22 protein-coding genes are annotated in these 26,135 nt (G+C 70.5%); 5 read left to right on the top strand and 17 right to left on the bottom strand.

The window, feature by feature from the left end; genetic code table 11:
• Window positions 1-128: 128 nt before the first annotated feature.
• Entirely contained in the window at window positions 129-425 is a 297-nt protein-coding gene (groES, locus tag ABZW60_RS30785; RefSeq protein WP_130384566.1) for a co-chaperone GroES, read from the bottom strand.
• A 256-nt stretch (window positions 426-681) separates the two neighbouring features.
• On the opposite strand from groES, the gene ABZW60_RS30780 reads away from it, so the two are divergent.
• The 3 genes from ABZW60_RS30780 to ABZW60_RS30770 are packed head-to-tail and all read left to right on the top strand — an operon-like array spanning window position 682 to window position 3,283.
• The gene (locus ABZW60_RS30780; protein ID WP_355482710.1) at window positions 682-1,281 is read left to right on the top strand and encodes a peptidoglycan-binding domain-containing protein; all 600 of its coding nucleotides are present in this window, start codon (window positions 682-684) and stop codon (window positions 1,279-1,281) included.
• 9 nt (window positions 1,282-1,290) lie between these two features.
• Window positions 1,291-2,451: a class I SAM-dependent methyltransferase gene (locus tag ABZW60_RS30775; RefSeq protein ID WP_355482708.1), complete on the top strand. Its 1,161-nt coding sequence runs from the start codon at window positions 1,291-1,293 to the stop codon at window positions 2,449-2,451.
• 43 nt (window positions 2,452-2,494) lie between these two features.
• Window positions 2,495-3,283, top strand: coding sequence for a helix-turn-helix transcriptional regulator (locus ABZW60_RS30770; RefSeq protein WP_355482706.1), 789 nt, complete (start codon window positions 2,495-2,497; stop codon window positions 3,281-3,283).
• 99 nt (window positions 3,284-3,382) lie between these two features.
• On the opposite strand, the gene ABZW60_RS30765 is transcribed toward ABZW60_RS30770, so the two are convergent.
• The 13 genes from ABZW60_RS30765 to ABZW60_RS30705 all read right to left on the bottom strand — a co-directional run bounded on the left by ABZW60_RS30765 (window position 3,383) and on the right by ABZW60_RS30705 (window position 19,010).
• Complete coding sequence (locus ABZW60_RS30765; protein WP_355482704.1) at window positions 3,383-7,285, bottom strand: S8 family serine peptidase; 3,903 nt, start codon at window positions 7,283-7,285, stop codon at window positions 3,383-3,385.
• Between the two features lie 30 nt (window positions 7,286-7,315).
• Entirely contained in the window at window positions 7,316-7,441 is a 126-nt protein-coding gene (locus ABZW60_RS30760; protein WP_355482702.1) for a hypothetical protein, read from the bottom strand.
• Between the two features lie 79 nt (window positions 7,442-7,520).
• Window positions 7,521-10,364 carry an AAA family ATPase gene (locus ABZW60_RS30755; RefSeq protein ID WP_355482700.1) on the bottom strand — a complete coding sequence of 948 codons (2,844 nt, stop codon included), beginning with the start codon at window positions 10,362-10,364 and terminating at the stop codon, window positions 7,521-7,523.
• Between the two features lie 64 nt (window positions 10,365-10,428).
• The gene (locus tag ABZW60_RS30750) at window positions 10,429-11,160 is read right to left on the bottom strand and encodes an alpha/beta hydrolase (RefSeq protein WP_355482699.1); all 732 of its coding nucleotides are present in this window, start codon (window positions 11,158-11,160) and stop codon (window positions 10,429-10,431) included.
• The gene (locus ABZW60_RS30745) at window positions 11,157-11,603 is read right to left on the bottom strand and encodes a GNAT family N-acetyltransferase (RefSeq protein ID WP_355482697.1); all 447 of its coding nucleotides are present in this window, start codon (window positions 11,601-11,603) and stop codon (window positions 11,157-11,159) included. Before ABZW60_RS30745 ends, ABZW60_RS30750 begins: the two co-directional genes overlap by 4 nt.
• Window positions 11,600-12,649, bottom strand: coding sequence for a tRNA (adenosine(37)-N6)-threonylcarbamoyltransferase complex transferase subunit TsaD (gene tsaD, locus ABZW60_RS30740; RefSeq protein WP_355482696.1), 1,050 nt, complete (start codon window positions 12,647-12,649; stop codon window positions 11,600-11,602). The genes ABZW60_RS30745 and tsaD overlap by 4 nt, the downstream gene beginning before the upstream one ends.
• Window positions 12,646-13,095, bottom strand: a complete 450-nt coding sequence (locus tag ABZW60_RS30735) for a GNAT family N-acetyltransferase (protein WP_355482694.1) — start codon at window positions 13,093-13,095, stop codon at window positions 12,646-12,648. Before ABZW60_RS30735 ends, tsaD begins: the two co-directional genes overlap by 4 nt.
• The gene (gene tsaB / locus ABZW60_RS30730; protein WP_355482693.1) at window positions 13,092-13,859 is read right to left on the bottom strand and encodes a tRNA (adenosine(37)-N6)-threonylcarbamoyltransferase complex dimerization subunit type 1 TsaB; all 768 of its coding nucleotides are present in this window, start codon (window positions 13,857-13,859) and stop codon (window positions 13,092-13,094) included. The genes ABZW60_RS30735 and tsaB overlap by 4 nt, the downstream gene beginning before the upstream one ends.
• 1 nt (window position 13,860) lies before the next feature.
• Window positions 13,861-14,787, bottom strand: a complete 927-nt coding sequence (gene tsaE / locus ABZW60_RS30725; RefSeq protein WP_355482691.1) for a tRNA (adenosine(37)-N6)-threonylcarbamoyltransferase complex ATPase subunit type 1 TsaE — start codon at window positions 14,785-14,787, stop codon at window positions 13,861-13,863.
• Window positions 14,787-15,905 carry an alpha/beta hydrolase gene (locus ABZW60_RS30720; protein ID WP_355482689.1) on the bottom strand — a complete coding sequence of 373 codons (1,119 nt, stop codon included), beginning with the start codon at window positions 15,903-15,905 and terminating at the stop codon, window positions 14,787-14,789. The genes tsaE and ABZW60_RS30720 overlap by 1 nt, the downstream gene beginning before the upstream one ends.
• A gap of 6 nt (window positions 15,906-15,911) precedes the next feature.
• Entirely contained in the window at window positions 15,912-17,057 is a 1,146-nt protein-coding gene (gene alr / locus ABZW60_RS30715; protein WP_355482687.1) for an alanine racemase, read from the bottom strand.
• A 15-nt stretch (window positions 17,058-17,072) separates the two neighbouring features.
• Window positions 17,073-17,714 carry an HAD family phosphatase gene (locus ABZW60_RS30710; RefSeq protein ID WP_355482685.1) on the bottom strand — a complete coding sequence of 214 codons (642 nt, stop codon included), beginning with the start codon at window positions 17,712-17,714 and terminating at the stop codon, window positions 17,073-17,075.
• A 63-nt stretch (window positions 17,715-17,777) separates the two neighbouring features.
• The gene (locus tag ABZW60_RS30705) at window positions 17,778-19,010 is read right to left on the bottom strand and encodes a hypothetical protein (RefSeq protein WP_355482683.1); all 1,233 of its coding nucleotides are present in this window, start codon (window positions 19,008-19,010) and stop codon (window positions 17,778-17,780) included.
• 209 nt (window positions 19,011-19,219) lie between these two features.
• Between ABZW60_RS30705 and ABZW60_RS30700 the strand changes: the two genes are divergently transcribed.
• Entirely contained in the window at window positions 19,220-20,011 is a 792-nt protein-coding gene (locus tag ABZW60_RS30700) for an META domain-containing protein (protein ID WP_355482681.1), read from the top strand.
• A 5-nt stretch (window positions 20,012-20,016) separates the two neighbouring features.
• Window positions 20,017-20,505 carry a hypothetical protein gene (locus ABZW60_RS30695; protein ID WP_355482680.1) on the top strand — a complete coding sequence of 163 codons (489 nt, stop codon included), beginning with the start codon at window positions 20,017-20,019 and terminating at the stop codon, window positions 20,503-20,505.
• Here ABZW60_RS30695 and ABZW60_RS30690 read toward each other — a convergent pair.
• The 3 genes from ABZW60_RS30690 to ABZW60_RS30680 form a co-directional block, all read right to left on the bottom strand.
• Window positions 20,454-23,378, bottom strand: coding sequence for a PIG-L family deacetylase (locus ABZW60_RS30690; RefSeq protein WP_355482678.1), 2,925 nt, complete (start codon window positions 23,376-23,378; stop codon window positions 20,454-20,456). The genes ABZW60_RS30695 and ABZW60_RS30690 overlap by 52 nt on opposite strands.
• A 939-nt stretch (window positions 23,379-24,317) precedes the next feature.
• Window positions 24,318-24,443, bottom strand: a complete 126-nt coding sequence (locus ABZW60_RS30685; protein WP_355482676.1) for a hypothetical protein — start codon at window positions 24,441-24,443, stop codon at window positions 24,318-24,320.
• 145 nt (window positions 24,444-24,588) lie between these two features.
• On the bottom strand, window positions 24,589-26,133 hold the full coding sequence (locus ABZW60_RS30680) for an NAD(P)H-hydrate dehydratase (RefSeq protein ID WP_355482675.1): 1,545 nt from the start codon (window positions 26,131-26,133) through the stop codon (window positions 24,589-24,591).
• Window positions 26,134-26,135 lie beyond the last annotated feature (2 nt).

The raw sequence follows: 26,135 nt of genomic DNA, 5'->3' as shown, positions 1-26,135 counted from the left end.
GAAAAATCCAGTCCCTCTCTGAAATTCGCTCTTCGTAGCAGTACGTCACACTCGCTGTCCCGGACCGACTCCGCCCCAGCGCCGGTCAGGGCACCAGGGCGGTGTCAGTCAGGAACAGCGAGCGATCGTCACTTGCTGACGACTGCGAGGATGTCGCGGGCGCCCAGGATCAGGTAGTCCTGGCCGTCGTACTTGACCTCGGTGCCGCCGTACTTGGAGTAGATGACCTTGTCGCCGACGGCGACGTCCAGCGGGACGCGGTTGCCGTTGTCGTCGATCCGGCCCGGGCCGACGGCGAGGATCTCGCCCTCCTGCGGCTTCTCCTTGGCGGTGTCCGGGATCACCAGGCCGGACTTCGTGGTCTGCTCGGCTTCGAGCGGCGCGACGAGGACGCGGTCCTCGAGCGGCTTGATCGTGACCGACACTTGCTGACCTCCACGGTCGAATTCGCTTGTCTGTGGCATGTGGTCGCGCTCCCCTGCCGTCGCGGGGGTCAGAGGCCGGACCGCTGGCACCCTCGTGCGGAGAGTGCCAACACCGAATCTAGGCCGCGATTAGCACTCGGTCAACTCGAGTGCCAGACGAATCTCCGGCGACCGGGTGATCGGCCGGGCACGGAATGTGGTCAAAGGCACGACGCCCGTGCGACCGTTCTCCCAGAGCGATCGGAGGAGGGGTCCAATGGCGTTCAAGTTACCCGCGTTGCCGAAGCTGTCCGGCCGGACGATCGCACTGCTGGCCGCTGTCGTCGCGGTCGGCGTCGGAGCCGTCGCGGCGAACGCGTCGAAGCAGGCGTCACCGGAGGCCGGCACGCCCGCCGCGGCGCCGGCCTCGGAGCCGCCCGCGGCGGACCAGGAGGTCTCTCACGACGCGACGGCGGCCGAGCTGAAGGCAGCGGCCGCCCTGCCGCAGTGCAGGTCCGCCCGCCTCGTGCCGGTGAACCGCACCTGGGGCATCCCGATGCCGTCGATCCTGGGCAGCACGAGCACCACCTGCAACCTGATGTACGGCGACGACCCGTACCGCGGCTCCAGCCGCACCGGTGATCCGGAGACCGCCATCCAGGTCCTCCAGCGCAACCTGAACTTCTGCTACGGCTCCAAGCTCGCCGTCGACGGCATCTACGGCAGCAACACCCGCGCCGTCATCAAGATGGTGCAGCGCAAGCACCACCTGGTCGTGGACGGCATCTACGGCCCGAAAACCCGCTCGGCGATGAACTGGCGCCTGTACTCGATGGCTACCCGCAGCTGGAGCAGGAGCTGTTCCAGCCCGCTCTAGGCTTACCGGGTGACTGTCACGGCGTTGCTCGACGGACCGGGCGCTGAGGTGCTGGCGGGCGCCTGCGCCGAGTACCAGCCCGGCAAGGAGCTCCAGCTCGTCGAGAAGCTCAGACGTCGGTACGACGCGACGCTGGTCACGACTGCGGTCACCCAGGCCGCCCTGCGACACCGGGCGACCGCCAAGTTCGGTCCGGACGCGCGGCGGATGTACTTCACGCCGGACGGCCTGGAGCAAGCCACCCGTACGACTGTGAGCACCCATCGCGCCGTGCGCATCGCGAGCACGCAGATCGAGACCGTTGTCGACCTGGGCTGCGGTATCGGCGGCGACCTGATCACGATGGCCCGTGCCGGTCTGCAGGTCACGGGCGTGGAGCGGGATCCAGAAACCGCGGCCGTCGCCCGAGCGAACCTGGCCGCGTTCGACCTGCCCGGCGAGGTCCTCGTCGGCGATGCGCAAGCCGCGGACCTCGCGCCGTACGACCTGGTGTTCGCGGACCCGGCACGGCGGGCGGACGGGCGGCGCGTGTTCGACCACAACGCCTACTCGCCGCCGTGGTCGTTCGTCACCTCGCTGCTGGAGCGGACCGCGTGCGTGAAGGTGGCGCCCGGCATTCCGCACGACGCGATTCCCGACGGGGTGGAAGCGGAGTGGATCAGCGACTCCGGAGAGGTGAAGGAAGCCGCGCTGTGGTCCGGGAAGCTGTACGGCGGTACGCCTCGTCGGGCGACGCTGCTGCCGAGCCAGGCGAGCGTCGCGGAGGCGCCGGACGCGGAGGTCGGGCCGGTCGGGCAGTACATCTACGAGCCGGACGGCGCCGTCGTCCGGGCCGGTCTGGTGACGGCCGTCGCCGCAGCCGTCGACGGCTGGCTCCTGGACCCGCGGATCGCCTACGTCACGGCAGCGCAGTACGTGCCGACGCAGCTCGCCTCGGCGTACGAAGTGGTGGAGGAGCTGCCCTACAAGGAGAAGGCCCTGCGGTCCTGGGTCCGAGGCCACGGCATCGGCACGCTGGAGATCAAGAAGCGCGGCGTGGACCTCGATCCGGCGCAACTGCGCAAGAAACTCGCGCCGAAGGGGTCCGCCGCGGCGACCCTGATCATCACCCGCATCGGCCGCGACGCCGTCGCCTACTCATGCCGCAGGGTGGCGACCACCTCCCCTTAGCCTCAGGCCGCAGAGTGGCCGACGACCGATAGAATGTCGAGCTATGCCCGTTGGCCGCCAGCCTGTCGAGTCGGAGCTCTTCCCGTTCGCGGGCGCGCACCGCTGGGCGTCGGGAGGCACGAGCGCGGCGCACACCCACGACGAAGGACACCTGGTGTACGCCGCCCGCGGCGTCATCTCCGTCCACACCGACCACGGCACGTCGATCGTCCCCGCCAACCGACTGGCCTGGACGCCGGCGAGCTTCACGCACCACCACCGCGCCCACGGCGCGACGGACATGCGCATCGTCTTCCTGCCGACCGGACTGGCCAAACGGATCCCGGACCGCCCCGCGGTCTTCCTGGCCTCCGGCCTCGCCCGCGAGGTCGTGCTCGCCCTGACCAGCCGGCACCTCGAAGACCGAGGCCGAGCCCGCCTCCAACGCGTCCTCGTCGACGAACTCCACGAAGCGACGGAGCAGCCGCTCCAACTCCCGGAGCCACAGGACGACCGCCTGCGAACGGTCGCGAACCTGCTGTACGAGAATCCGGCCGACAACACCTCACTGGCCGAACTCGGCCGCCGCGCCGGAGCCGGCGCCCGCACCCTCAGCCGGCTCTTCCACAACGAACTCGGCATGACCTTCTACGAGTGGCGCACCCAGTTGCGGATCTACCATGCTCTGGTCCTGCTCGCCGCCGGCCACGACACGACGTACGTCTCGCACGCCTGCGGCTGGGCGAACCCGAGCGGCTTCATCACGGCCTTCACGGCCGTCGTCGGCACGACGCCCGGCCGGCACCGGGCCGAACAATCAGGACTTGCGCTCGACCTGTATTCGAACATATGATCGATACCGCGAGCGGGTCTCCGGGTGAGTTGCCGACGGACGAGGTGCTGCGTCCGTTGCTGCGCTCCCCGGAGACCCGCCACTAGCGTCCGTCGACCACTAGGGACGCTTGATCGTCACCGTGCGGACAGGCTCAGCTCCCCCGTTCCCGCGCACCGTCATCGTCAGCTCCGACACCCCGTCGGGCCAGGTCACGGTGACCGGGATCGTCGTCCGTCCCCGCTTCGCCAACGTGCCGGAGTCCTCCGGCAGCGACGCCCACCGCGGCTGCGGCGTGATCGGGTCGGACGTCGCCACCGTCATCACCGTGGTGCTGAGCAGGAACGGCGTGACCAAGTTGCCCTGGGCATCGAGATCCAGCGAGGTCCCGGGCAGTCCGGCGACGGAGTACTCCCGCACCGTCAGCGACGCCTGCTCCGCACACGTGGCCGGATCGATCTGCCGGTAGACCGATTGGTCGTGGCCGAGCCCGTCGCCGATGTTCTCCGTGTTCGACCAGAGCGTCTGCGACACCGGGTTGAACCCGAGCCCCGAAGCCTGCCGGGGGTACATGCAGGTCCCGAGCAGCGAACCCGGATCGGAATGACCCAGGCCGGCCACTGTCCGCAACTGCGCCTGGAACCCGCCGATCTGGGCCTGGGCCACTGTGAAGAACCGGTCCTGGTCCGCGTCGTACGCGAGCCCGACCAGCTGCAGATCCGACCGGTACCCGGTGTGCACGGCCACGACCCGCGCGGGATCGGCCGGGTTCACACACGCGATGTCCGTGGTCACCCGGTACACCGTCATGCACAGCATGGACCGGTCCGGAACCCAGGCGAGATCGGTCGCGGCCGTCAGCTCGTCACCGGCTCCCACCGCCTTGCCGATCGGGCCGAGCGGAATCACCGCGCCCGTCGGGTCACCGCCGGCGGTCACCTGGACGATGCTCTGGGTGATCAGGTCGGCGACCCAGTACTGGCCGTCGACCTCCTCGACCGCGGTCATCGCGTGCCCGTAGTCGATCTTCGAGACCTCGGTCCCCGGCGCCGCGCCCGCGGTCGCCGGAACCGACAGCCGCGCCCGCCAGTTCAGCGGTACGTCGCCATCGTTGCGCAGGGCAACTTCCACGGGCTTGCCGGTGCGCGGCGTGACCGTGGCCGGTGCGTTGATCCTGCCGCTGGACAACGTCGTCCGCAGCGTCAGCTCCTGCCGGTCCGTGGTCAACCGCACCGGCAAGTCCTGTACGGCGTCGTACCCCGGGCTTGCCAGCACCGAGATCTTGTACTGACGTCCGGTCATCAACTGCAGCCGGTACTTGCCCTTGGCGTCGGTCGGCACCCGCTGCGACAGCCAGCCGTTGGAGTCGCGCAGGTCGACGTTCGCGTTCGCGACCGGCTTCCCGGCCTTGTCGACGACCGTTCCGTTCACGTAACCGTTGGCCGGCAGGCTGAAGCGGATCTGCCGGTCGCTGGTCAGCACCGGTTCCCGCACCGAGTAGACGAACTCGGTCCGGTCCACGGCGCGTCCGTCCGGGCTGTGGTCGCTGATACTCACATTCGTCTCGGAGCCGGCCTGGACCGGGTCGGCGGGATCGAGGCCGTGGTAGGCGAACACGATGTCGCCACGCTCGTGCAACGTGACCGCGTAGCTGAAGTGCACGTCCTGACCGAGCAGCCCGAAGTCCCGGAACTCCATCGTGAACGTCCGGTTCGGCGCCGTGCCGGACGTCCGGGTGAACAGCCGCAACTCCCCGTCGTCGAAGGCCCCGCCGAGCCGCGGCGCCAGCCCGAAGTTCGTCACGTCGTAGCCGTACTGGTCGTACGGGTACTGACTGTTGTCCATGGGCTCGGTCCAGAACCCGACCTGCGAGATCCCGGCCGGATCCATGTACGCCGTGTCGTAGGTCTTCCCGAAATACGTGAACCGGAACGGCAGCTGCACCGGCACCGAGTCGTACCCCTTCGGCTTGACGACCTCCTGATCACCGGCGATCCAGTCGGTGGGTTCGAGCCCGCAGGTGTAGCCGTAGCTCCCGCCCCACCAACCGTCCGGACTCCTCGGCTGGTCGGCCCGGCGTCCGAGCTCGATCGCGGGGATCGTGGTGTTCCCGCTGACCTGAACCGTTCTGTACACCGGCGTGGCACAGCGCCCGCCGTCGTCGATCTTGACCGTGTAGCTGCGCGGCCCGGGCACACCCTTGATCGTGAACCGACCCTCGGCGTCAGCGGTCGCGACGTACTTCGTGCCGACGATCGTGGCCGTGCCGGCGAGCGGCTGCCCGGTCGTCCGGTCGGAGATCGTTCCGGACACCGTGAAGCCTTCGGTGTCGGCCAGCTGTACGTCGGTGGTGGTCGTCGCGTCCGCTGTCACCACGATGGTCGCCGTACCCGTCTTGTAGCCGAATGCGGTGATCGTCGCGGTGTAGCTGCCGACCGGGAGGTTCGCGACCGAGTAGTTGCCGTCGCCATCGGTACGGGTGGAGCGCTGACCGGCCGTCCCGGCGAGTGCGACCGCCGCGCCGGACACCGGCGTACCACTGCTGCTCGTCACCTTGCCGGCGATCGCACCGGAGGCGCCGGAGTCGACTGCCTCGACGAGCGCCAGTGCGTCCAGGCGCCCCTCGCCGTACACGTTGTTGTCGGCCGCGGTGCCGCCGCACGTCGTGTCGTCCGCGTCCTGTGCGGTCTGGTCGAGCAGCTGGCGGATCCGCGCGACGTCACCGATCAGCTCCGGGTGCGCGGAAAGCAGCAGGGCGACCGCACCCGCGACGTGCGGGGCGGCCATCGACGTACCGCTCATCAGTGCGTAGCGGCCGTTGAGGTAGCTCGAGCGGACCAGGTCGCCGGGTGCGGAGATGTTCGGCTTGACCTCGCCGTCCTGGCCGGGGCCACGGCTGGAGAAGCTCGCGATCGTGCCGTCCTCGCCGTACGCACCGACCGCGTAGTTCAGCGTCCGGCTCCCCGGGCTGCCGGCCGTGTCGCAGCCGGGCCCGTTGTTGCCGTTGCTCCAGACGCCGAAGATGCCCGAGTCCGCCCACGCCTGCTGGATGTCCTCCAGGAACGGCTCGGTCGTCGGTGTGGTCGAACCCCACGAGTTGTTGACGATGTTCGGCCGCTTCGCCGGGTCAGGCGCGCTGCCGTCGGTCTTGGTCGGCGCGAGCATCCACTGCGACGCCTGCAGCAGCGTCTCGTCCGACGCGCAGCAGCCGTTCGCCTCGATCCAGCGCGCACCGGGTGCGACACCGGTCTGGTTCGCACCACCGTCGTCACCGACCATCGTGCCCATCGTGTGCGTGCCGTGGCCCTGGTGGTCCGTCGGGAACTGCGATGCGCCTGACGTGTCGAGCCAGTTGTAGTCGTTGCTGAACGAACCGTCCGCGTTCGTACCGCGGTACTGCTCGACCAGTGCCGGGTGGCTCAGCTCGGTACCGGAGTCGATACTGGCGACGACGATGCCGTCGCCGCGGGCGCCGTACTTCTGCCAGACCTGGTCGGCCTTGATGTTCCGGACGCCCCACTCGGGTCCGGTGGCCGTCGCGGCGGCCTTGGTCTGCACCGGCTCGGCCTGCTGGTACGACACCGGCGCGAAGATGCTCTGCACCGACGGCGCGGCACTCAGGCTCTGCGCCAGCGTGTAGTCGCCGCCGTGTACCCGGATGGCGTTGGACACCCAGTACGACGTGTAGTCCACGTGGGCCTTGTCCAGCATGGCTCGGGCCGCGGCCTGCGCGTCCTTGGACGCTTTGGTGAGCCGGTCGACGACGTACGTGCCGCGCTCGGTCCAGTCGCGAATGCCGGACGCCGCCGAGGTGTCGGCAGCAGAGTCGAACTTGATCCAGAAGTCCTGCGGACCGGTGCTGTCGGCGGTGAACTTCTGTTGCAGGGACTTGGCGATCTTGTCCGGCCGGATCGGTTGCGGTCCGGCGTCGGTCCGCGCCTGCGCCGACGGTACGCCGACGAGTGCCATCGTGAGGGCGGTGACGAGGAGAAGCAGGAACGTGCGACTTCGTGATCGGTTCATGGGCGGGGGACTCCCTCTCGGGGTGGGCTGTCAGAGCGGCTCGTAGTCGTCCGTGCTCTCCGGCACGCCGGGCTCGATCTGCTCGTCGGAGGCATCGGCCGCGGCCGGCTCGGATCCTTCGTCCGAGGACGCCCGCGGCGTACGTGGATCACGCATGCCGGCAGTCAACCCGGATCGACCGTCCGGTGGGGCGTCGGACCGGACCAATCTCGACTCGGCGACGCACCAATCTGAACTAGAGCAGTCCTGCCTCACGGGCCGCGGCAGGGATCTCGTGGCGGGAGCTCAGCCCGAGTTTGCGCAGCGCCGACGACAGCTGGGACGACACCGTGTGCGGCGAGCGGAACAGCGCCTCGGCGACCTCGCGGTTCGAACGGCCCTCTGCCACCAGGCGGACGACTTCGAGCTCCCGGGGTGAGAGTTGATCGCCGTACCCCTTGCGGCCGCCCCACCACGGCCGGCTGCGTTTGACGCCGTGCTCGGTCAGCACCTGCAGGATCCGGGTCGCGTCCGAGCGCGCGCCCAACGCGGCGAGTCCGTCGAAGGTCGCGGTCAGCAGGGCAAGCCCGTCGGCGGTCCGTCCGGCAACGAGGTCGCAGCGGCCGGCCCGCTCCTGGACCAGCAGAGCGGCGTACGGGCGCGGCAGTTGGTCCCACGCCCGGGCGGCATCGCGGTACGCCGTACGCGCCCGGTCGAAATCACCGGACGCCGCGGCGACCAGCGCCGTACAGGTGGCGACCGCGCCGGGTGAGCTGAGGGAATGCTCGGCCGGGACTCCGCGGCGGAACGTCTCCGTCAGCTCGGCCGCGTCGTCGAGACGGCCGACGGCTGCCAGCGCGGCGACCCGGACCGGCGCCAGGTCGTTCGCCCACAGCCAGGACTGCTTGGCGTGGATGATCTCGATCGCCGGATCGGTGATCCGCACCGCTTCGTCCGCCCGGCCGTCGGCGAGTGGCCCGATCGCGGCCAGCGCGGCGACCTCCGCGGTCAGTGAGGTCGGCGCGAACTTCCAGACACCTTCGATCGCCTCGTCGAGACGAGTCAGCTCATGACCCGCGGCGTGATCGAGCCAGAGCGCGACGAGCAGCGCCTCGACCCGGGTGTTCGCCGGGATGTCCTGGTTGTCGGCCAGTGCGGCGGCCCGTGCTGCCAGTCCGTCCCAGGCGCCGGTGTGCCAGTCGAGCCGGACCTGGTTCAGCGCGATCAGGTCCGTCATCCGCACATAGCCACGGCCCTCGGCCAGCGCGGCCGCCCGGTTCAGCATCGCGCGCGCCTCCGGGTAGCGACCCCACAACAGCGCCACGTCACTCAGGTTGATGTTGCCGCGGGCAAGGTCGTCCCGCTGCCGCGGATCGCTCACCTCGTCCGGGAGCTGGTCGAGCTGATCCCAGCCGGACGGCTCGCCGAGCCCGAGCAGACCGACCGTGTGGTCGACCAGGAACCGGGTCCCCTCCGCCGGATCGTCCAACCGCACCAGCTCCCGCGCCCGGTGCAGCCAGCCGAGGTGCCGCGCCGCCGGCCACCGCGTCCCGTGCGGTACGCCGAGCATCAGCATCGCCCGCATCGACGTGGTCCGGTCCTGCGCGAGATCCGGTACGGCGAGTTCGAGCTCCCGCCGCGACCCGGCGAAGTCACCGGAGTTGCTCAACGCCCGCGCCAGCTGGAAGCGCAACGCCCCGCGGGCCTCTTCGGGACAGGTGTCGAGCGCGACCCGCAGCGCTCGGATCAACACCTCGTACGGCTGCTCGCCGATGACCGCACTGTAGGTGATCTTGGCGGCGATGCGCGCCAGCTCGGCACCGTCCAGCTCCGCTTCGAGCGCCAGGTCGAACAGGTACCTGACGGAGGTGGTCTCGTCCCCCGCCGCCAGTGCCGCATCGGCAGCCTGCTCGGCGTACCGGCGCCAGCGCGGCAGCTCGCGAGCGGCCTTGAAGTGCTCGGCCAATTGCGCGGCCCGTCCCCGCGCCTCCAGCAGCTCCCCCGCCGCCCGATGCGCGGCCCGACGTTCGTGCGCCGGAATCTCGTCGTACACGGCCTGCCGGACGAGCGCGTGCCGGAACGCGACGCCGGCGCCGCGTTCCTCGAGCAGCTGGACGGCGAGCGCGGCGGACACCCCGTCGTACGCCGGTCCTTGGGCCAGCCCGGTGATCGCGACGAGGCCGTCGACGTCGACCGGTTCGCCGACGACGGCCGCGGCCCGCAGTACCGTCTGGGCCGGTCGGTCGAGATGCGCGAGCCGTTCGAGCACACCGTCGCGGATCCGGGCCGGGACGGTGATCTGGTCGAGGTGTCGTCGGACCCAGGCGCCGTCGCGGCGGGTCAGGTCGGCGCGGGCGTGCATCAGGCGGACGGTCTCCTCCAGCGCCAGCGGCACGCCGTCGGTGCGAGTCCGGAGGAAGCCGGCGAACGCGTCGGAGACCGGCGGTTCGGCGAGCATCGACGACACCATCGTCGCGGTCTCCCGCACGCTCAGCCCGTCGAGCCGGACCTGGATCGCATCGGGCACGAGCCGGAGCCGAGGTACGTCGGGGGTCCGGCAGGTGATCAGCAACGACAAGTTCGCGGCCGGCCGCGTCTGCAGGTAGAGCAACAGGTCGATGCTCGCCGGGTCGGCCCACTGCGCGTCCTCGACGACCAGCAACGAGATCCCGAGCGCGTCGATCAGCTCACCCAGCGCCCGGAACAACCGGTGCCGCGCCGCGGCCGGATCGTCCAGCGGCTCCGGGCTCGGCGGCAGGTGGCCGATCCACTCCGGGAACACCGACCGCAACGCCCCGGTCAACGGGCTCAACGACAACAGCCGGACATCGTCCACCGCCGCGCGCAACGCGTCGACCACCGCGGCCAACGTGAACGGCTGGCTGTACGGCGGACACGTGACCAGCAACGTGTTCTGCTCGACGCCCCGCAGGACCTCCTGGACCAACCGGGTCTTGCCGATCCCGGCCTCACCCTCGATCAGCAGCACCACCGGCTCGGGCCGGTCCAACGCATCCCGGACCGTGGCCAGCTCACGGCTCCGGCCGACGAACCGGGGCGCGAGAAGGCTGCTCGTCGGCTCGCTGTCCGAAGCACGCATCGATCGGCCACCTCCCGCGCGGAGTCGGCGCAGCCTAACAAGCAGGGCGCCGCCGGCGCCTGTCTTATCGAGTCGCGGACTCGCAAGATACTCGGAAGCGTTCCTTCACGGGGAGACGGAACCGTGCCCATGCGATGCTGCCCACGCCCGACGCGACCTGAGCGGCGTCGGTCTCCGGCAGATGCTCGCTGCCGCCACCGGCCGGGGTCCCGCCGACGAAGTCCGCCACCAGCCGGTCCCAGTCCTTCGCGCGCCGCAGCATCGCGTGGCCCTCGCCGGCGAGCGAGTACGTCGTCACCGCCACGCCGGCCGCGCGCAACCGAGCGGCGTACGCGGTCGTGCCGGCCGGATCGGTCACCGTGTCGTCGGTGCCGTGCACGAACGTCACGGGCGGGCGTAGCGCGACCAGCGGTTCGCCGGACGGGAGCCACGGAGCCAGCGCGAGTACGCCCGCCACCCGAGGATGGTCGCCGGCGGCAACAACTGCTCGCCCGCCCATCGAGTGCCCGATCAGAAACACCCGCGAGATCACCGGCGGCAGCTCATCCAGGACGGCCCGCAGGTCGATGGCAGCGTCGCCGTCGTCGTTCCAGCCACGGAAGCGATACCTCAGCAGTCCGACGGCAGCGTGCGGGGCGGCCGACTGTGCGACCACCGCGAAAGGCCACATCCGCAGCAGCGCCGGTCGCCGCAAGTGCGGGTCGGCGTGCGAGTTCTCCTCGCCGCCGTGTGCGAGCAGCACCAGGTCCGTCGCGCCGGCCGGGTGCCGGACGAGATCGACACCCGGGCAGCTCACGGCTGCACGTACAGCTCGGTCGGCTCCTTGCGGATCGCCATCATCCGGCCGGGCGGCGTCTCGGTGAAGCCGTACGAACGGTAGAGCTCGTGCGCGTCCGCCGTCGCCAGCAGGACCTGCCGCAGGCCCTTCAGGTCCGGGTGCTCCAGCAGGGTCGACACGACGAAGCGCCCCAGGCCGTGCCCGCGGTGCGACTCCAGCACGAACACGTCGGCCAGCCACGCGAACGTGGCCCGGTCCGTCACCATCCGCGCGTACGCCACCATCGCGCCGGTCGCGTCGTACACCCCGAGGTTCAGCGAGCCCGCGATCGCGCGGTCGACCACCTCGCGCGGGATCCCCTGCGCCCAGTACGACGTGCTCAGGAAGCCCTGCACGACGGCGGCGTCGACGCGTTCGGCGTTGTCGTCCGCCTCGAAACCGTCCGGCCCGGTCCACTTCATCTGTTCAGTACCTCCGTGATCGGCATCGAGGAATCAGCGGGAAGATCGAGGGGCGACGGCTGCCTCCCGGCCCGGACCAGCTCCGAGCCGAGCGCCGCGACCATCGCGCCGTTGTCGGTGCACAGCCCCGGCCGCGGCACCCGCACCGCGATACCGGCCGCGGCGGCCCGCTCCTCGGCCATCGCCCGCAGCCGCGAGTTCGCCGCGACACCGCCGCCGATCAGCAGGTGCTCGAACCCGCGGTCCTTGCACGCGTCGATCGCCTTGCGGGTCAGGACGTCGCAGACCGCCTCCTGGAAGGCCGCCGCGACGTGGTTCACCGGCACGTCCTCGCCGTCGCGGCGACGCGCCTCGACCCAGCGCGCGACCGCGGTCTTCAACCCGGAGAACGAGAAGTCGAACCGGTGCCGCTCGAGGTCGCGCTGCGACGTCAGCCCGCGCGGGAACGTCACGTACAGCCGGTCGCCGCCGTCGCGGGCCGCCTTGTCGATGTACGGCCCGCCCGGGAACGGCAGCCCGAGCACCCGCGCGACCTTGTCGAACGCCTCACCGGCCGCGTCGTCGATCGTGCTGCCCATCGGTACGACGCCGTCGGTGATGTCCTCGACCGCGAGCAGCGACGAGTGCCCGCCGGACACCAGCATCGCGACGCAGCCCTTCGGCAGGTCACCGTGCTCCAGCGTGTCGACCGCGACGTGCGCGGCGAGATGGTTGACGCCGTAGATCGGCTTGTCCAGCGACAACGCCAGGCCCTTGGCCGCGGCGACGCCGACGAGCAGCGCACCGGCCAGCCCGGGGCCGCTCGTGACCGCGACCGCGTCCACGTCGGTCGGCTTGATGCCGGCCGTCTCGCAGGCGCGCCGGATCGTCGGCACCATCGCCTCGAGGTGCGCGCGACTGGCCACCTCGGGCACGACACCGCCGAACCGGGCATGCTCCTCGACGCTGGACGCGACCGCGTCGGCGAGCAGCGTCTGCCCGCGCACGATCCCGACACCGGTCTCGTCGCACGACGTCTCGATCCCCAGGATCAAGGGCTCGTTCATGATTCCTCCCGCCACCGCATGATCACCGCGTCCTCGCCGCCGCCGTAGTACCCGCGCCGCCGGCTGATCTCCTCGAACCCGAACCCGGCGTACAGCCCGCGCGCGGCTTCGTTGCTGGCAGCAACTTCCAGCAGGACCGTCCGGCCCGCACAACGGTCCAGGGCCATCACCATCAGCTGCCCGCCGATGCCGGTCCGCCGTTCGGCCGGAGTCACCGCGACCCGCAGCACCTCGACCACGTCCTCCGCGACGGGAGGCACCAGCAGGACGGCGTACCCCACGACCGCGCCCTCGTCCGCGACCAGGATGACCCGGTCCTCGGAGAGCCGCTCGAACTCGTCGGCCCAGGCACCCGCGCTCCACGCGTCCGCTCCGAAGCACGCCTCGTCCAGCGCGATCAGCTCCGGGAGATCGCCTGCACGAGCACCCCTGATGGCAGGTCTCACAGCACGCTCTTCGGCCCGGCGGACATGGTCACGTCCGGGCGACGCAGGTACAGAGGCTCCGGATCGACCACCACAAGCGTCCCGTCAGCAACCCCTGCCGCGAGCACCTCGGCCGAGGGATACTCCACGACGGCGACGCTGCCTTCGGCAGCTCCGGCGGAGCCGGGAGACCCGGCGATCGCGGCGGGCCCAGCGGACCCGGCGGACCCGGTGGATCCGGTGGACCCGGCGGACCCGGCGGCGACGGCCGGCAGGCCGAGCACTTCGCCGTACAGGACGGCGCCGCGACCGATCACCGGCAACCCGGACAGCACGTGGGCGACTTCGGCCGGCTTGTCGACCGCCGGGCCCTCGAGGCGTCGCCGGCTGCCGTCGGCGGCCGGGCCGTCGTACAGCGCCCAGTAGATCTCCTTGCGGCGCGCGTCCGTGGCGACCGCGACCGGCAGGGTCAGCGACGACTGCCGCGCGAGGATGTCGAGGCTGCACACGCCGGACACCTCGATGCCCAGCACCTCGCCCATCGTCCGCGCCGTCACCAGCCCGACCCGCAGACCGGTGAACGGACCGGGCCCGACGCCGACCGCGATCCCGGTCAGATCGCGCGGGCCGACCCCCGCGGCCGACAGCGCCGACGCGATCGCGGGCGCGAGCAGCTCGCCGTGCCGCAGCGCGTCGACGGTCGTCGACGAGGCGACGATCTCACCGGCCGGCGTCGCCAGCGCGACGGTGACCGCGGCACTCGAGGTGTCGAAGGCAAGCAGCATGTCAGTTCTTCTCCAGTGCGGACACGCGAACACCCGAGGAGGCCCACCGCGGACCTACCGGGGTGATCCGCAGCGCGCGCGTCTCGTCGGTGTCGTCGTCGCCCCGCGTCACGACGATGTCGAGCCGATCGGGCGCGAGCCCCTCGGCCAGCCCGTGCCCCCACTCGACGACGGTGACCGCGTCCTCCAGGCTCGCGTCCAGGTCCAGATCGTCCAGCTCGGCGAAACCACCGACCCGGTACGCGTCGACGTGCACCAGCGCGGGACCGTCGACCAGCGACGGGTGCACCCGCGAGATCACGAACGTCGGCGAGGTGATCGCGCCCCGCACCTTCAGCCCGGCGCCGAGCCCCTGGGTGAACGTCGTCTTGCCCGCGCCCAGGTCCCCGGACAGCACCAGGACGTCGCCCGCCCGCAACTGCCCGGCCAGCTCCTCGCCGATCGCCCGCATGTCGTCGGCGGTCGGCACGGTCAGCTCGACCGGCATCGCCTTGGCGAAGATCAGGTTGTGCGCCTGCTGGTCCACGACGGAGTACCCGCGCCGGTGCCAGAACTCCACGGTGTCCGGCAGCTCGACCCGAGCGATCAGGTTCACCCGGCTGAGCCCTCGCCGTACGGCGACCTCCTCGGCGCAGCCGACCATCGCCGAGGCGACGCCGCGGGCCTGGTGCCGCGGGTCGACCGACACCCGGCGCAGGTTGAGGACATCGCCGACCTGCTCGAACAGCATCGCGCCGAGCGGCACGCCGTCGCTGAGAACGAGCAGCCCACCGTGTTCCTCGATCGCGGCCGTCACGGTCGCGACGTTCTCGGACAGCTGCGTCGACGGCGGATCGAGCACCCGGCGCGCGGCGAACGCGTGATGGATCACCGACACGATCTCCCCGGCATGCTCGGGGGTCGCGTCGACGACGTGCAGATCGGTCATCAGACACCCCCTAACGCTTGTTCGGCTCGTTCGATCATGCCAAGGAGGGCGGCGGTGAACTCGCGGTGGTGCTCGATCAGGCCGAGGTGGCCGCAGTTCTTCACCTCGACCAGCTCGGCGCCGGGCACCCGGCGGACGATCTCCTCGGCGTGGTCGAACGGCGTCAGGTGGTCCTTGTCGCCGCCGATCACGACGCACTCCACCTTCTGCAGCGGCTCGAGGGCGTCGAACTTGTCGTGCAGCGCGAAGATCGGGTAGAAGTCCGCGATCACCTCGATCGGCGTCGCCGCGATCATCTCGTTGACGAACTCGGTGAACGCCGGCGGCACCTCGGACCCGAACGAGTACTTGCGGGTCAGCAGGTAGCTGATATCGGTCCCGGCCTTCCGGCTGCGCTCCACCACGTCCGGGATCCGGGCCAGCGCGGCGACCGTCGGCGTCGCGAGCGCCCGCGCCAGCCGGCCGACCTTGCCGGGGAACACGATCGGGACGTTGTCGAGCCCGCCGGCGCTGGTCGAGCACAGGCCGACGCCGATCACCCGGTCGCCGAACAGCTCGGGATGCTGCTCGGCGAGCGCCATGATCGTCATGCCGCCCATCGAGTGACCGATCAGGATCACCGGCCCGGTCGGCGCGAACCGCTCGAGGATCCCGTACAGATCCTGGCCGAGCTGGTCGATGCTGACGCCTTCCTTGGGCGAGCGGCCGGACCGGCCGTGGGAGCGCTGGTCGTAGAAGACCATCGTGCCGATCCCGGCCAGGTCGCGGCGCTCGAAGTGCCAGGCGTCCAGGTTCAGCCCGTAGCCGTGCGCGAAGATCACGGTCAGGTCCTCGGGCGGCAGCGGCAGTTTCCGGCCCAGTCGACGCTTAGGCGGTGGTGCGGGTCGCCGGGAGCGCTTCAGTTCGTCCACCTCGACATACAGCTCGACGCCGTCGTCGGCGGTGAAGACGTACGGCGTCCCGCGCTGGGAACCGAACGGTTCCGCCTCCAGTTGCTTGCGCTGGCCCGAGCGCCGCCCGATCACCTGGCGCTCGACCGCGACCCCGGCCGCGGCCCCCGCGGCCAGCACGCCGACCGCGGCCCCGATCAGACCAGCAGTCCGCCCTGCTTTGGACATGCTGATCTACCTTTCGCTGTCGATGTACCTGCGCGGGATGCGAGCGCCCAGGCGGGTGACGATCTCGTAGTTGATGGTCCCGGCCGCGTCGGCCCAGTCGTCCGCGGTCGGCTCCCCCGCCGTCCCCGGGCCGAACAGCACGACCTCGTCGCCCGCCGCCGCCTCGTCGTCCTCGAGGTCCACGACGCACTGGTCCATGCAGATCCGGCCGACGATCGCCCGGCGCCGGCCGTGCACCTGCACCGGGCCGCCGTTCGACGCGTGCCGCGGCAGGCCGTCGCCGTACCCGAGCGGGATCAGGCCGAGCGTCGACGGCCGCGGCGCGGTCCAGGTCAGCCCGTACGAAACACCTGCGCCGGCCGGCACCCGTTTCACCATCGCCAGTCGTGCCTGCAACGTCATCGCCGGCCGCAGCCCCAGCTCGGCCGACGGCAGCGCATGCCCGAACGGGGACAGCCCGTACGTCGCGACGCCCGGCCGGACCAGGTTGAAATGGGTCTCCGGCAGCGCGAGCGTGGCCCCGGAGTTCGCGAGGTGCTTGAACTCCGCGTCGATGCCGAACGACTCGGCCACCTCGATCGCCTCGGTGAACGTCGCCAGCTGCGACTCGTTCACCGGGCTCTTCGGCTCGTCCGAGGACGCCAGGTGCGACCAGATGCCCTTGATCTCGATCCGCCCGGCGGCCTGCTCGCGGGCGGCGGCGCGGATCAGCGCCGGCCACTCCTCCGGTACGGCGCCGCCGCGGGACATGCCGGTGTCGATCTTCAGGTGCACCCGCGCCGGGCGGTCCCGCACCCCGGCGGCGAGCTCGTCGATCTCCCACGGCGCACCGGCCGACAGGTCGATCCCGGCCTCGATCGCGTCCGCCAGCGGCTCACCGGGCGTGGTAAGCCAGCAGAAGATCGGCCCGGTGTCACCGGCCTCGCGGAGCCCGAGCGCCTCCTCGAGGACCGCCGCGCCGATCCAGTCCGCGCCGGCCTCGCGGGCGGCCCGGGCGACCGGGACCATCCCGTGCCCGTACCCGTCGGCCTTGACGACGGCCATCAGCTGCGCACCCTCGGCGCGGGCACGCAAGGTGGCCACGTTGTGACGGATCGCGGCCAGATCGACCACCGCCTCGGCGCGGACCGGGCGTGACTGATGAGTAGGCATGGTCAGTCCAGTGTCTCAGGCGGCGTCGATGAGGGCCGCCAGGGCGGTCATGTCGTGGAAAACCGTGTCAGCATCGGAAAGTTTCGCGGGATCGGTCATGCCGGCGTACCCGAAGACCTTCATCCCGGCGGCGACCGCGGCGGCGACGCCGAGCGGGCTGTCCTCGATCACCAGGCAGTCGACCGGCTTCACGCCCGTCGAGGCGGCCGCGTGCAGGAACAGGTCCGGTGCCGGCTTGCCGTGCGCGACGTCCTCGGCGCTGAAGATCCGGCCCTCGAAGCGGTCCAGGAAGCCGACCGCGGTCAACGCCGTCCGGATCCGTCGATGGGTGCCCGACGAGGCCAGGCAGTAGGTGACGCCGCGGTCGTCCAGGTGGTCGAGGACCGCCTCGACATCCTCGATCGCCCGCAGGTTCGCGAAACCGTCGAACAGCCGCTGGTGGTACCGGTCCTCGAGATCCGCCGGCAACGGCCGCCCCAGCTGCGCCTCGGCCTTCAGACGCATCGAGGCCATCGACCCGCCCATGAAGTCCCGCACCGCCTCCTCGAACGTGTACGGCAAACCCGCCTCCGTGAGCAGCTCCGCCAGGATCGTGTTGGCCAGCCGCTCGGAGTCCACCAGCACACCGTCGTTGTCGAAGATCACGAGTTCAGTCACAGCCAGAACCCTAAGCGGCCACCGCGAGAACGCGGTGGCCGCCGGGTGCGCGAGAGCTGGGGGTCAGTTCTCCTGGATGGAGAAGTCGGTGAAGTTGAACCGCTGCTTGGTGTTGCCGGTCGAGACGACCTCGACGCCGTAGTCGACCTGCCAGGTGGTCGCCTTCGGCGCCCAGCCGCGGGAGACCATGTCGTTGAAGAAGCTCGCGAGCGGCATCGTCCCGGACTTCTGCGTCACCTGGGACACGTACGCGGTGTAACCGTTCTGGTGCCACACGTCGTACGTGAAGCCGCCGAAGGTCACGGTGCCGACCTTGTTACCGGCCGGGACCTGGTTCTTGTTGTCGGTCCAGATCATCAGCTCGTTGTTCAGGCCGTCGCCGATCCAGACGTCGAACGCCACGTTGTAGATGCACGCCGAGCAGTTGGCCGGCGTACTCGCCGCGAACTTGGCCGACTGGATCTTCGACAGCGGGACGTCGCTGTAGTCCTTGTGCACGTTCGGGTACGCCTGGACGCCCTTGTCACCGGGCAGCGGCTGCGTGACGTCGAGGTACCAGTTGTTGTAGTTGCACGCGCTCAGCGTGTACGTGCCGTTGTCGTTGTTCCACATGTTGTTGTGGACGTAGTACGCACCGAACGACCGGCCGTCACCCTGGTTGTTCGTCGAGGTGGTGACGAACGAGGGGTTGGTGCAGGTCTGGCTCGGGCTGCTCGTCGACGTGGGCGTCGTCGTGGTCGGCGAGGTGGACGTCGGCGTCGAGCTAGGTGTCGTCGTCGGCGGCTTGGTCGGGGTGGTGGTGGTGGTTTGCGTCGGCGTCGCAGTGGGGGTGCTGGACGTCGGCGGCTTCGTCGGGGTCGTCGTGGTGGACGGCGTCGGGGTCGTGGGCTGACCCGCGACCTCCGCGAAGTCGTAGTGCGCCGTGTAGGTCAGCTTGGTGCCGGCCGCGTACTTGTTGCCGTCGTACCGCAGCGCACGGAGCCGGTAGCTCGTGTCCGTCGTACGGCTCGGGTCGACCGACAGCATCGCCGGACCGGAGGGGGTCGCGGTGATCGCGACCGGCTTCTGGCCGAAGCCGTGCAGAACCGTGCATCCGGAGTACGCGTCCAGGACACAGGTCTCGACACGACCGGCACTGGGCAGGGCGGTCACCGTGCTGTCCGCGGCGTTCGCGGTCGCGACCGGCGAGTCCTTGCTCGCGTGCACGACGATCGGCGCCGCGACCAGCACACCGGCCGCGAGGACGGCTGCCGGGACGAGGGTGCGACTCCGGAATGATCGGGAGGAGGGGGGCATGCGAAACGTTCCTGTCTGTCTCTGACGGTCCGCCCGGTGTTGCCCCAGTGCTACCGGGTGACCAGCTCTTCGGTTGGGTCCCCAGGAAAGTTGCTCTCGCGTACGGCGCCTGACGTTATCCAACCGTGACCAAGGCGTGTCAACCCCGGGTCCTGATTTAACGGAGCCTTCACCTGCAACGGGATCGTCACCGAGAGCGTCCTCAGGGTGTGAACAAACGGACGATCTCACTCGCTGCGACGGCTCTGCTCGTGCTGACCGCGTGCGGCAACGAAGCCGGCTCCGGGAGCGCTTCCGGGGACGGCGCCGCGCTCACCGGGCGCACGTTCCTGTCCACCTCGGTGACCGAGAACGGGAAGCCGCGGGCACTCGCGAAGGGCACCCGGATCCGGCTGCAGTTCACTGAGGACGGCCGCCTGTCCTTCGACGCCGGGTGTAATTCGTCACAGGCGAAGGTGTCGACGAGCGACGGGCACCTGTCCCTGGACAAGGAGATGACGTCGACGCTGATCGGCTGCATGGAACCGCTGCAGAGCCAGGACGGCTGGGTAGCCGGTGTCATCGCGGCCAAGCCGGCCTGGAAGCTCGACGGCGACAAGCTCGAACTCTCCACCAGCACGGCGACGATCTCGCTGCTGGACCGGCAGACCGCGGAGCCGGACCTCGCGCTCGACGGGACGAAGTGGGCGCTGTCGACCGTCGTCACCGGCGAGTCCGCGTCACACCAGGCCGGCTCCGAGAAGGCCTGGCTGACGCTGAACGGCGAACGGGTCACCGGCTCGACCGGCTGCAACGAGTTCCAGGGCACCGTCGCGCGCGGGACCGGCACGCTGACCTTCGGCGAACTCGCGACCACCCGCCGCGCCTGCACCGGCGACGCCGCGACGCTGGAGTCGGTTGTCCTGAAGGGATTGAAGGGCGAGCTGACGTACCGGATCGACGGCTCGGCGCTGCAGCTGCGGTCCTCCGGCGGTGGGCTGGACTTCACCGCGCTACGCTGACGCGAGTGAGTGAGGAGCCCGCGAGCGGGCAGCACTGGACAGGTCTGGTCATCCGGCCGGACGACTGGTTGGACAAGGACCTGCTGACCGCGATCACGCTTGCGACCGGTACTGCGTTCGAGCAGGTCGGTCGCACTGACGACGGCATCGTTTTCGCCGCTGGTGGCGAGCAGATCGTCGAGGTGGAGTGCGCCGGGGCGAAGGCGCTGTTTCTCCGGCTGCGCTCCGCCGAGCGGACGGCCGCGGTCATCGACGCCGTCAACCGCCACACCCTGACCTGGACCGAGCCCGTCCTGCGCGACCAGCTGTCGCTGGACACGGATCCGTACGGCCTCATTCCATTGCTGATGGCAACAGGTGGCGCGACGCCCGAGCCCGCGACAGCGGACCTGCTGCACGGGGCTCTGGTGCACCCGAGTGAGCAGGTCCGCGAGGCGGCCGGTTACGCGATGCGGATGTCGAAGGCCTGGACCTCGTTCTTCGTCGTCTCGTAGGAGACCAGCAGGTGCCCGCGATCCTTCAGCTGCTGGCGTTGGGCCGCGGTCAACGGGATCGTCCAGTGCTGGACTCCGCGCGTGATCTGTTGCGTGGCCTGCTTGACCAGGTGACCGCTCATGTCCGGTGACCACGGCGGCGTCGACCCGTCGGTGATCGCGCACGGCGTGAACCCGTAGTCCGGCGGCGGGTCCGCCGTACACGACGTCGTCCACACCGGGATCGCCCCGAGCTCACCGCTGGTCAGGAACGCCCGGGCGGTGCCGGATCCCTTCGACGACGTGACCAGCTGGACGGCGTTGCCGTGCGCCGTCGCGGACAGGACCCGCAGGTCGTCGGTCGGCACCCGGCCAGAGATCGGTACGCCGTTGCGCGCGGACTGCGCAATCGTTTGCGGCGACAGGGCTCCGTTGAGGTTCGGGTTCGACACGTCGGGCGGCGCCGGTGTCGTCGGACGGTCCGCGGGCGGCGTGTAGCCGGGCAGCGTGGCAAGCCCCCAGCGGTACGGGTCGGACTGCACGGACCCGAGCGCCGACCAGCCGAGCCTGGTGCTCATGTCGATGTGCCGCAACGTCGTCGTACCGGGCGCGGACGTGTCGTCGTTGTCGTACGGCGTGATGTTCAGCCCGAGCCGCGCCGGGTCCACGGCGGACGGCAGGTCCGCGAGCGGGACCTTCACCTCGAGGTCGTAGCCGCCTCCGGTGTAGGCGTGCGGCGTTGTGGTCTCGTTGCTGCCGACCCACTGCGCCGTCGACGCGACCTGGACGCCGGGCGCGTTGCCGGTGTCCAGCGCGCCGCTCGAGTAGCCCTGGTGGTTGTCGGCGTCCCGTTCCCAGCACGGGCCGCCGCTCCGGGTGAACGGGAAGATGCCGAGCTTGAACGTGTTCGCCGTGTCCTTGAGGTCCTGCGACGCGGTGCCGCGCGGGTCGAGCAGGATCTCGACCGAGTCGGCCTGCCAGTGCCCGACGCACTCGGCCGGCGTCACGGCGTACGACTGGAAGTCGTCGCGGACGTGGATGAAGAAGTACAGCGCGTCGTCGGACCAACTCACCTTCGCGGTGCTGCCTTCACCGGTCGCGGACACACCGCAGTCGTCGACGCTGGTGCAGCCGCTCGCACCCTGCCAGATCCGGCCGAGGTCGAGCGTCGGGCCCGGGTACTCACCCGGGTCGGCCTTGCCGTCGACGACCGGCGCCTGTGGCGTCTGCGGGATGGCGGTCGTCGGGACGAGGGTGAGCGTCAGGGTCTCGCTGCCGGTGGCGGTGCGGATCGGGATGCTGACGTTCTGCTGGGCCGGCAAGGTCGTGTCGGTGTTGGTGAGCTTGAAGGTGACGGTGGCATCCGCGCCGGGGGCGAGGTCGTACGGCTTGGCGTTCGCGTCGACCGTGAAGTTCGGTGGCAGGTCGAGGGTGACCGCGCCGCTCTGCTGCTGCGTCGACCAGTTGTGGACGACCACCGGTACGTCGATGGTGCGGCCGACGCCCATCGACTGGATCGCCTGGGAGCGGCCGAGCCGGTTCGCCTGCGGCGCGGTGTTCTGCAGCCACTCGTCGTACTCCTGCCAGTTCCCCCAGCGCTGGAAGCGTCCCTCGGCGGCGGAAACGATTCGTACAACGTTTTCCGTGTAACCCGTCGCTTGCTCGGTGGTGGTGTAGAGCGCGGAAACCTTGGCGTTCTGGTCGACCGTAGCGTTGGCCGCGGGCGTGACCGTGAACGTCAGGTCGGCCGCCTGCTTCGGGCGTACCTGCTGCGGACCGTCCACCGACCATCCGGCCGGAACGCTGAGCTGGACGTTGCCGGCGGCAAGTTTTCCGTGTGGTGCGCGCAGGTGCACCGTCGCCTGGAACGGCTCGCCGGCGACGTTGTAGAACCGCGAGAACGTGAGGTACTCCAGCGTTCCCAGGGGCAACCCGCCCGGATCGGGCTTCTTCGCGCCGAACAGGATCGCGTCGTCGCGGCCGGCCAGCGGGCTGCTGTTCGGCTGGAACGGTACGAACGACTCGGTCATCCCGAACCGCGGACAGGCCGGCACCGACGTGCCCTTGTACATCACACGACTCTGCGTCGGGTACGCCGCGCGTCCCTCGTCGGCGACCTGCTGCCAGATCTTCGGCGTACCCGCCGGCTGGCCTTGCGAGTTGCCGGCCGGCCAGGTGTACGGCGAGTTGTAGCCGGTCCAGACGCCCGCGACCGTGTCGAGGCCGGTCGGGGTGAATCCGGTGGTGCAGTTCGCCGCTGCCGTCGTACCGCCGGTGCCTGCGGTGCTCCCGCCGGAGAAGACCTTCTTCACCTGCCAGGTGCTCAGCGCGTGCGGGCCCTTCAGTTGCTCCGGGAACATGGTCGGGTCCGCGGCCGCGAGCACACCTTCCCAGATCAGCCGGCCGGCCTGCTGATGGTTGCCGTGGCCTGCGGCGAGGGTCGGCGTGAAGCCGATGTAGATCTCCGGCTGCGTCTCGCGGATCACCCGGGTGACCCGGCGGAGGGTCTCCTGCTCGTCCCAGAAGTACTGCGTCAGCGGCGCGCTCTGGTTGTAGAAGAAGTCGATCCGGTCGAGGTTGAAGATGTCGACGGTCCCGGAGCGGTAGTGCGCGACACGGTCCTCGTTCTCACGCCGCAGACCCAGGTCCGGGCCGAGTTCCGGGCCGGTCGCGTTCCCGCCGCCCTCGCCGCGGGTCACCATGATCACGCCGCACTTCACGCCGTACAGCTGATGCCAGACGCCGCACGGCCCGATGATGCTCGTGTCGTCGTCCGGGTGAGCCCACTCCCCCATCACGTCGATCTTCGTCCGCGCGTCGGCGACATAAGCCCGCACCTGCGCTTGCGCCGGAACCGGCAGGACGGCCAGGACAACCAGAACCACAAACCCCACGAATCGCTTCACAAGCACACTCCAAGGGCGGCGGAGGCAACGCTCCAGTCCTACGTCCGGCTCGTCCCGCTCGCAACATCAACCGCGCGCCCAGGTACGGCGGCACGACGAGCCCACGCGTGCTCCGCGGGCGCTTACTTCGTCGCTCCGCTCCTCAGCGCACCCACTCCGCGCGCTCCCACCCACCCCCGGGCTACCGCCCGGAGCATCGCATCCGGCTAACGCCGGGAGTACCGGCTACCGCCGGGAGTACCGGCTGACGCCGGGAAGCACCGGCTACCGCCGGGAGTACCGGCCGACGCCGGGAAGCACCGGCTACCGCCGGGAAGCACCGGCTACCGCCGGGCTTGCCGGCTGGCGCCGGCGGGCGGCCGCCGCGTGGTCTCGCAGGCGCCAACTGGTCAAGCAGCATCGCCGCGTACGCGTGCGCGTCGGCTCCGAGGCCGCATGCGGTGCACGCGCGTCGTGAACTGATCGGTGGTCGCGGTCGACCTGCCACTAGTCCGAAGAGCCTCCCCGGCTGGAGCTCAGCTCAGCAAGCGGCCGGTTGCTTCGGGATGGGCGTGGGCGACCGTCACCGCGATGATCCCCCGCCAGCCGACGCCACGCCGGCCACGACAGCGCGCACGTACACGCCAACAGCAACCCCACGCCCGGCCGAAGCTCAGGCCAGCAAGCGGCGGGTCGCCTCGGGAAAGACGCGGGCGACCGTCACCGCGATGATCGCCCCGCCAGCCGACGCCACGCCGGCCACGACAGCGCGCACGTACACGCCAACAGCAACCCCACCCCCGGCCGAGTTCAGGCCAGCAGGCAGCGGGTCGCCTCGCGAAGGACGTGGGCCACCGTCCTCGCGGTGATCACCCCGCCAGCCGACGCCAGGCCGGCTGCGACAGCGCGTACGTACACGCCAACAGCAAACCCACGCCCAGTTGAAGTTCAGGCCAGCAAGCCGCAGGATGCCTCGGGGAGGGCGCGAGCGACCGTCATCGCGATGATCGGGCCACCAGCCGACGCCAGGCTGGCCGCGACAGCGCGGACGTACCCCGCCAGCAGCAAACCCACGCCCAGCTGAAGTTCAGGCGAGCAGGCAGCAGGTCGTCTCGGGAGATGGGCGACCGTCATCGCGGTGGTCGGGCCATCAGCCGACGCCAGGCTGGCTGCGGCGTGAAGGCACACGCCGTCGGGCAGCAGCGTCCGCGGCCGAAGTTCAGGCCAGCAGGCGGCGGGTTGCTTCGGGGACGGCTTGGGCGATGGTCATGGCGGTGATTGGGCCGCCGGCTGATGCGAGGTTGGCTGCGGCGGCGTGTAGGTAGGCGCCTACGGCGGCTGCGTCCAGGGTGGATAAGCCTGCGGCGAGCAGCGAGCCGCACAGGCCTGCTAGGACGTCGCCTGCGCCGGCGGTGGCGAGCCAAGGGGTGGCGTTGGTGTTGACTCTTATCTCGCCGTCGGGGCTTGCGATCACAGTCGTCGACCCCTTGAGGAGGACCGTGACGTCGAATCGCTCGGCTGCTAGGCGCGCGTGCTTCAGGCGTTCGGCCTCGACGGTGGCTCGGTCCACGCCTAGGAGGCGAGAGAGTTCGCCTGCATGGGGAGTGACGAGGACGTTGACGTGGTCGCCCGAGTCGTCGAGTGCTTTCAGGCCGTCGGCGTCCAGGACTACGGGCTCGTCGGCGTCCAGCAGGTCGCGGATGCGCGGGATGTCCAAGTCGTCACCGAGTCCGGAACCGATCGTCCAGGCCTGCACCCGGCCGTCGCCGACGACCTCGGGGTGGGCCTCGCGGACCGCGCTCGCGACCGCGTCGGGGCCGATGTAGCGCACCATGCCGACCGGGCCGGCGAGAGCGCCGGACGTGGCGATCACGGCGGCGCCCGGGTACTGCGCGGACCCGACCATCAGGCCGAGCACGCCACGGGAGTACTTGTCGGACTCACCGTGCGGGACTGGATAGAGCGCGCGTACGTCAAACGCCTGCAGCGCCTGGACCTCCGCGGCCGGAAGGTCGAGGCCGATGTCGACAAGGTGGACCGGGCCGCAGGCGGTCGCGGCCGGGTCGACGAAGTGGCAGATCTTGTGCGTGCCGAACGTGACGGTGAGCGCGGCGTTGACATGCGCCTCGGGAGTCTCACCCGTGTCCACGTCGACGCCGGACGGGGTGTCCACGGCGACGATCGGTACGCCGTACCGCTCGGCCAACCGCACCGTGGCGAGCGCGTCCGGGCGCAGGCCCGGCCGCCCGCCGATCCCCACGATCCCGTCGACCACGACATCAGCAGCGGCGATCTCGTCGGCGACGAGACCGGAGACCTCGCCGACCCCCTGAATCTCCCCGGCCCCCTGAATCTCGCCGGCCGCCCGAACCCCACCGGCCGCCTGAAACTCGCCAGCCGCCTGGGTATCGCTGGCCGCCTGAGTCCCGCCCGCCGCCCGGATCTCCCCGGCCGTCGCGACGTCGCGCCCGCCGGCTTCCCTCAGCGCCGCAAGACCCCCCTCGTGGACCTTGGACGACAGGAGTACGGCCGTGACTTTCGCGCCGCGACGGGCCAGCCGTGCCCCGGCGTACAGCGCATCGCCGCCGTTGTCGCCGGACCCGATCAGCAGCACGACACGCGCGCCGTACGTCCCGCCAAGAAAGTTGCCAATGGCAACCGCGAGACCACCAGCCGCGCGCTGCATGAGCGCGCCGTCGGGCAGCTTCGCCATCAGCGCGGCCTCGGCCGCCCGGACCTGCTCGACAGTGTGCGCGTGCCGCATAG

This window comes from Kribbella sp. NPDC003557 (assembly GCF_040610805.1).
In the GTDB taxonomy this organism is placed as follows: Bacteria; Actinomycetota; Actinomycetes; order Propionibacteriales; family Kribbellaceae; genus Kribbella.
The sequence above is the reverse complement of the archived record's forward strand: the minus strand, read 5'-3'. Positions and strand labels throughout refer to the sequence as shown.

Coding starts and splice junctions, on each gene's coding strand:
- ABZW60_RS30780 (WP_355482710.1), top strand. CDS start 682: ATGGCGTTCAAGTTACCCGCGTTGCCGAAGCTGTCCGGCCGGACGATC.
- ABZW60_RS30770 (WP_355482706.1), top strand. CDS start 2,495: ATGCCCGTTGGCCGCCAGCCTGTCGAGTCGGAGCTCTTCCCGTTCGCG.
- ABZW60_RS30765 (WP_355482704.1), bottom strand. CDS start 7,285: ATGAACCGATCACGAAGTCGCACGTTCCTGCTTCTCCTCGTCACCGCC.
- ABZW60_RS30760 (WP_355482702.1), bottom strand. CDS start 7,441: ATGCGTGATCCACGTACGCCGCGGGCGTCCTCGGACGAAGGATCCGAG.
- ABZW60_RS30755 (WP_355482700.1), bottom strand. CDS start 10,364: ATGCGTGCTTCGGACAGCGAGCCGACGAGCAGCCTTCTCGCGCCCCGG.
- ABZW60_RS30745 (WP_355482697.1), bottom strand. CDS start 11,603: ATGAAGTGGACCGGGCCGGACGGTTTCGAGGCGGACGACAACGCCGAA.
- tsaD (WP_355482696.1), bottom strand. CDS start 12,649: ATGAACGAGCCCTTGATCCTGGGGATCGAGACGTCGTGCGACGAGACC.
- tsaB (WP_355482693.1), bottom strand. CDS start 13,859: ATGCTGCTTGCCTTCGACACCTCGAGTGCCGCGGTCACCGTCGCGCTG.
- tsaE (WP_355482691.1), bottom strand. CDS start 14,787: ATGACCGATCTGCACGTCGTCGACGCGACCCCCGAGCATGCCGGGGAG.
- ABZW60_RS30720 (WP_355482689.1), bottom strand. CDS start 15,905: ATGTCCAAAGCAGGGCGGACTGCTGGTCTGATCGGGGCCGCGGTCGGC.
- alr (WP_355482687.1), bottom strand. CDS start 17,057: ATGCCTACTCATCAGTCACGCCCGGTCCGCGCCGAGGCGGTGGTCGAT.
- ABZW60_RS30705 (WP_355482683.1), bottom strand. CDS start 19,010: ATGCCCCCCTCCTCCCGATCATTCCGGAGTCGCACCCTCGTCCCGGCA.
- ABZW60_RS30680 (WP_355482675.1), bottom strand. CDS start 26,133: ATGCGGCACGCGCACACTGTCGAGCAGGTCCGGGCGGCCGAGGCCGCG.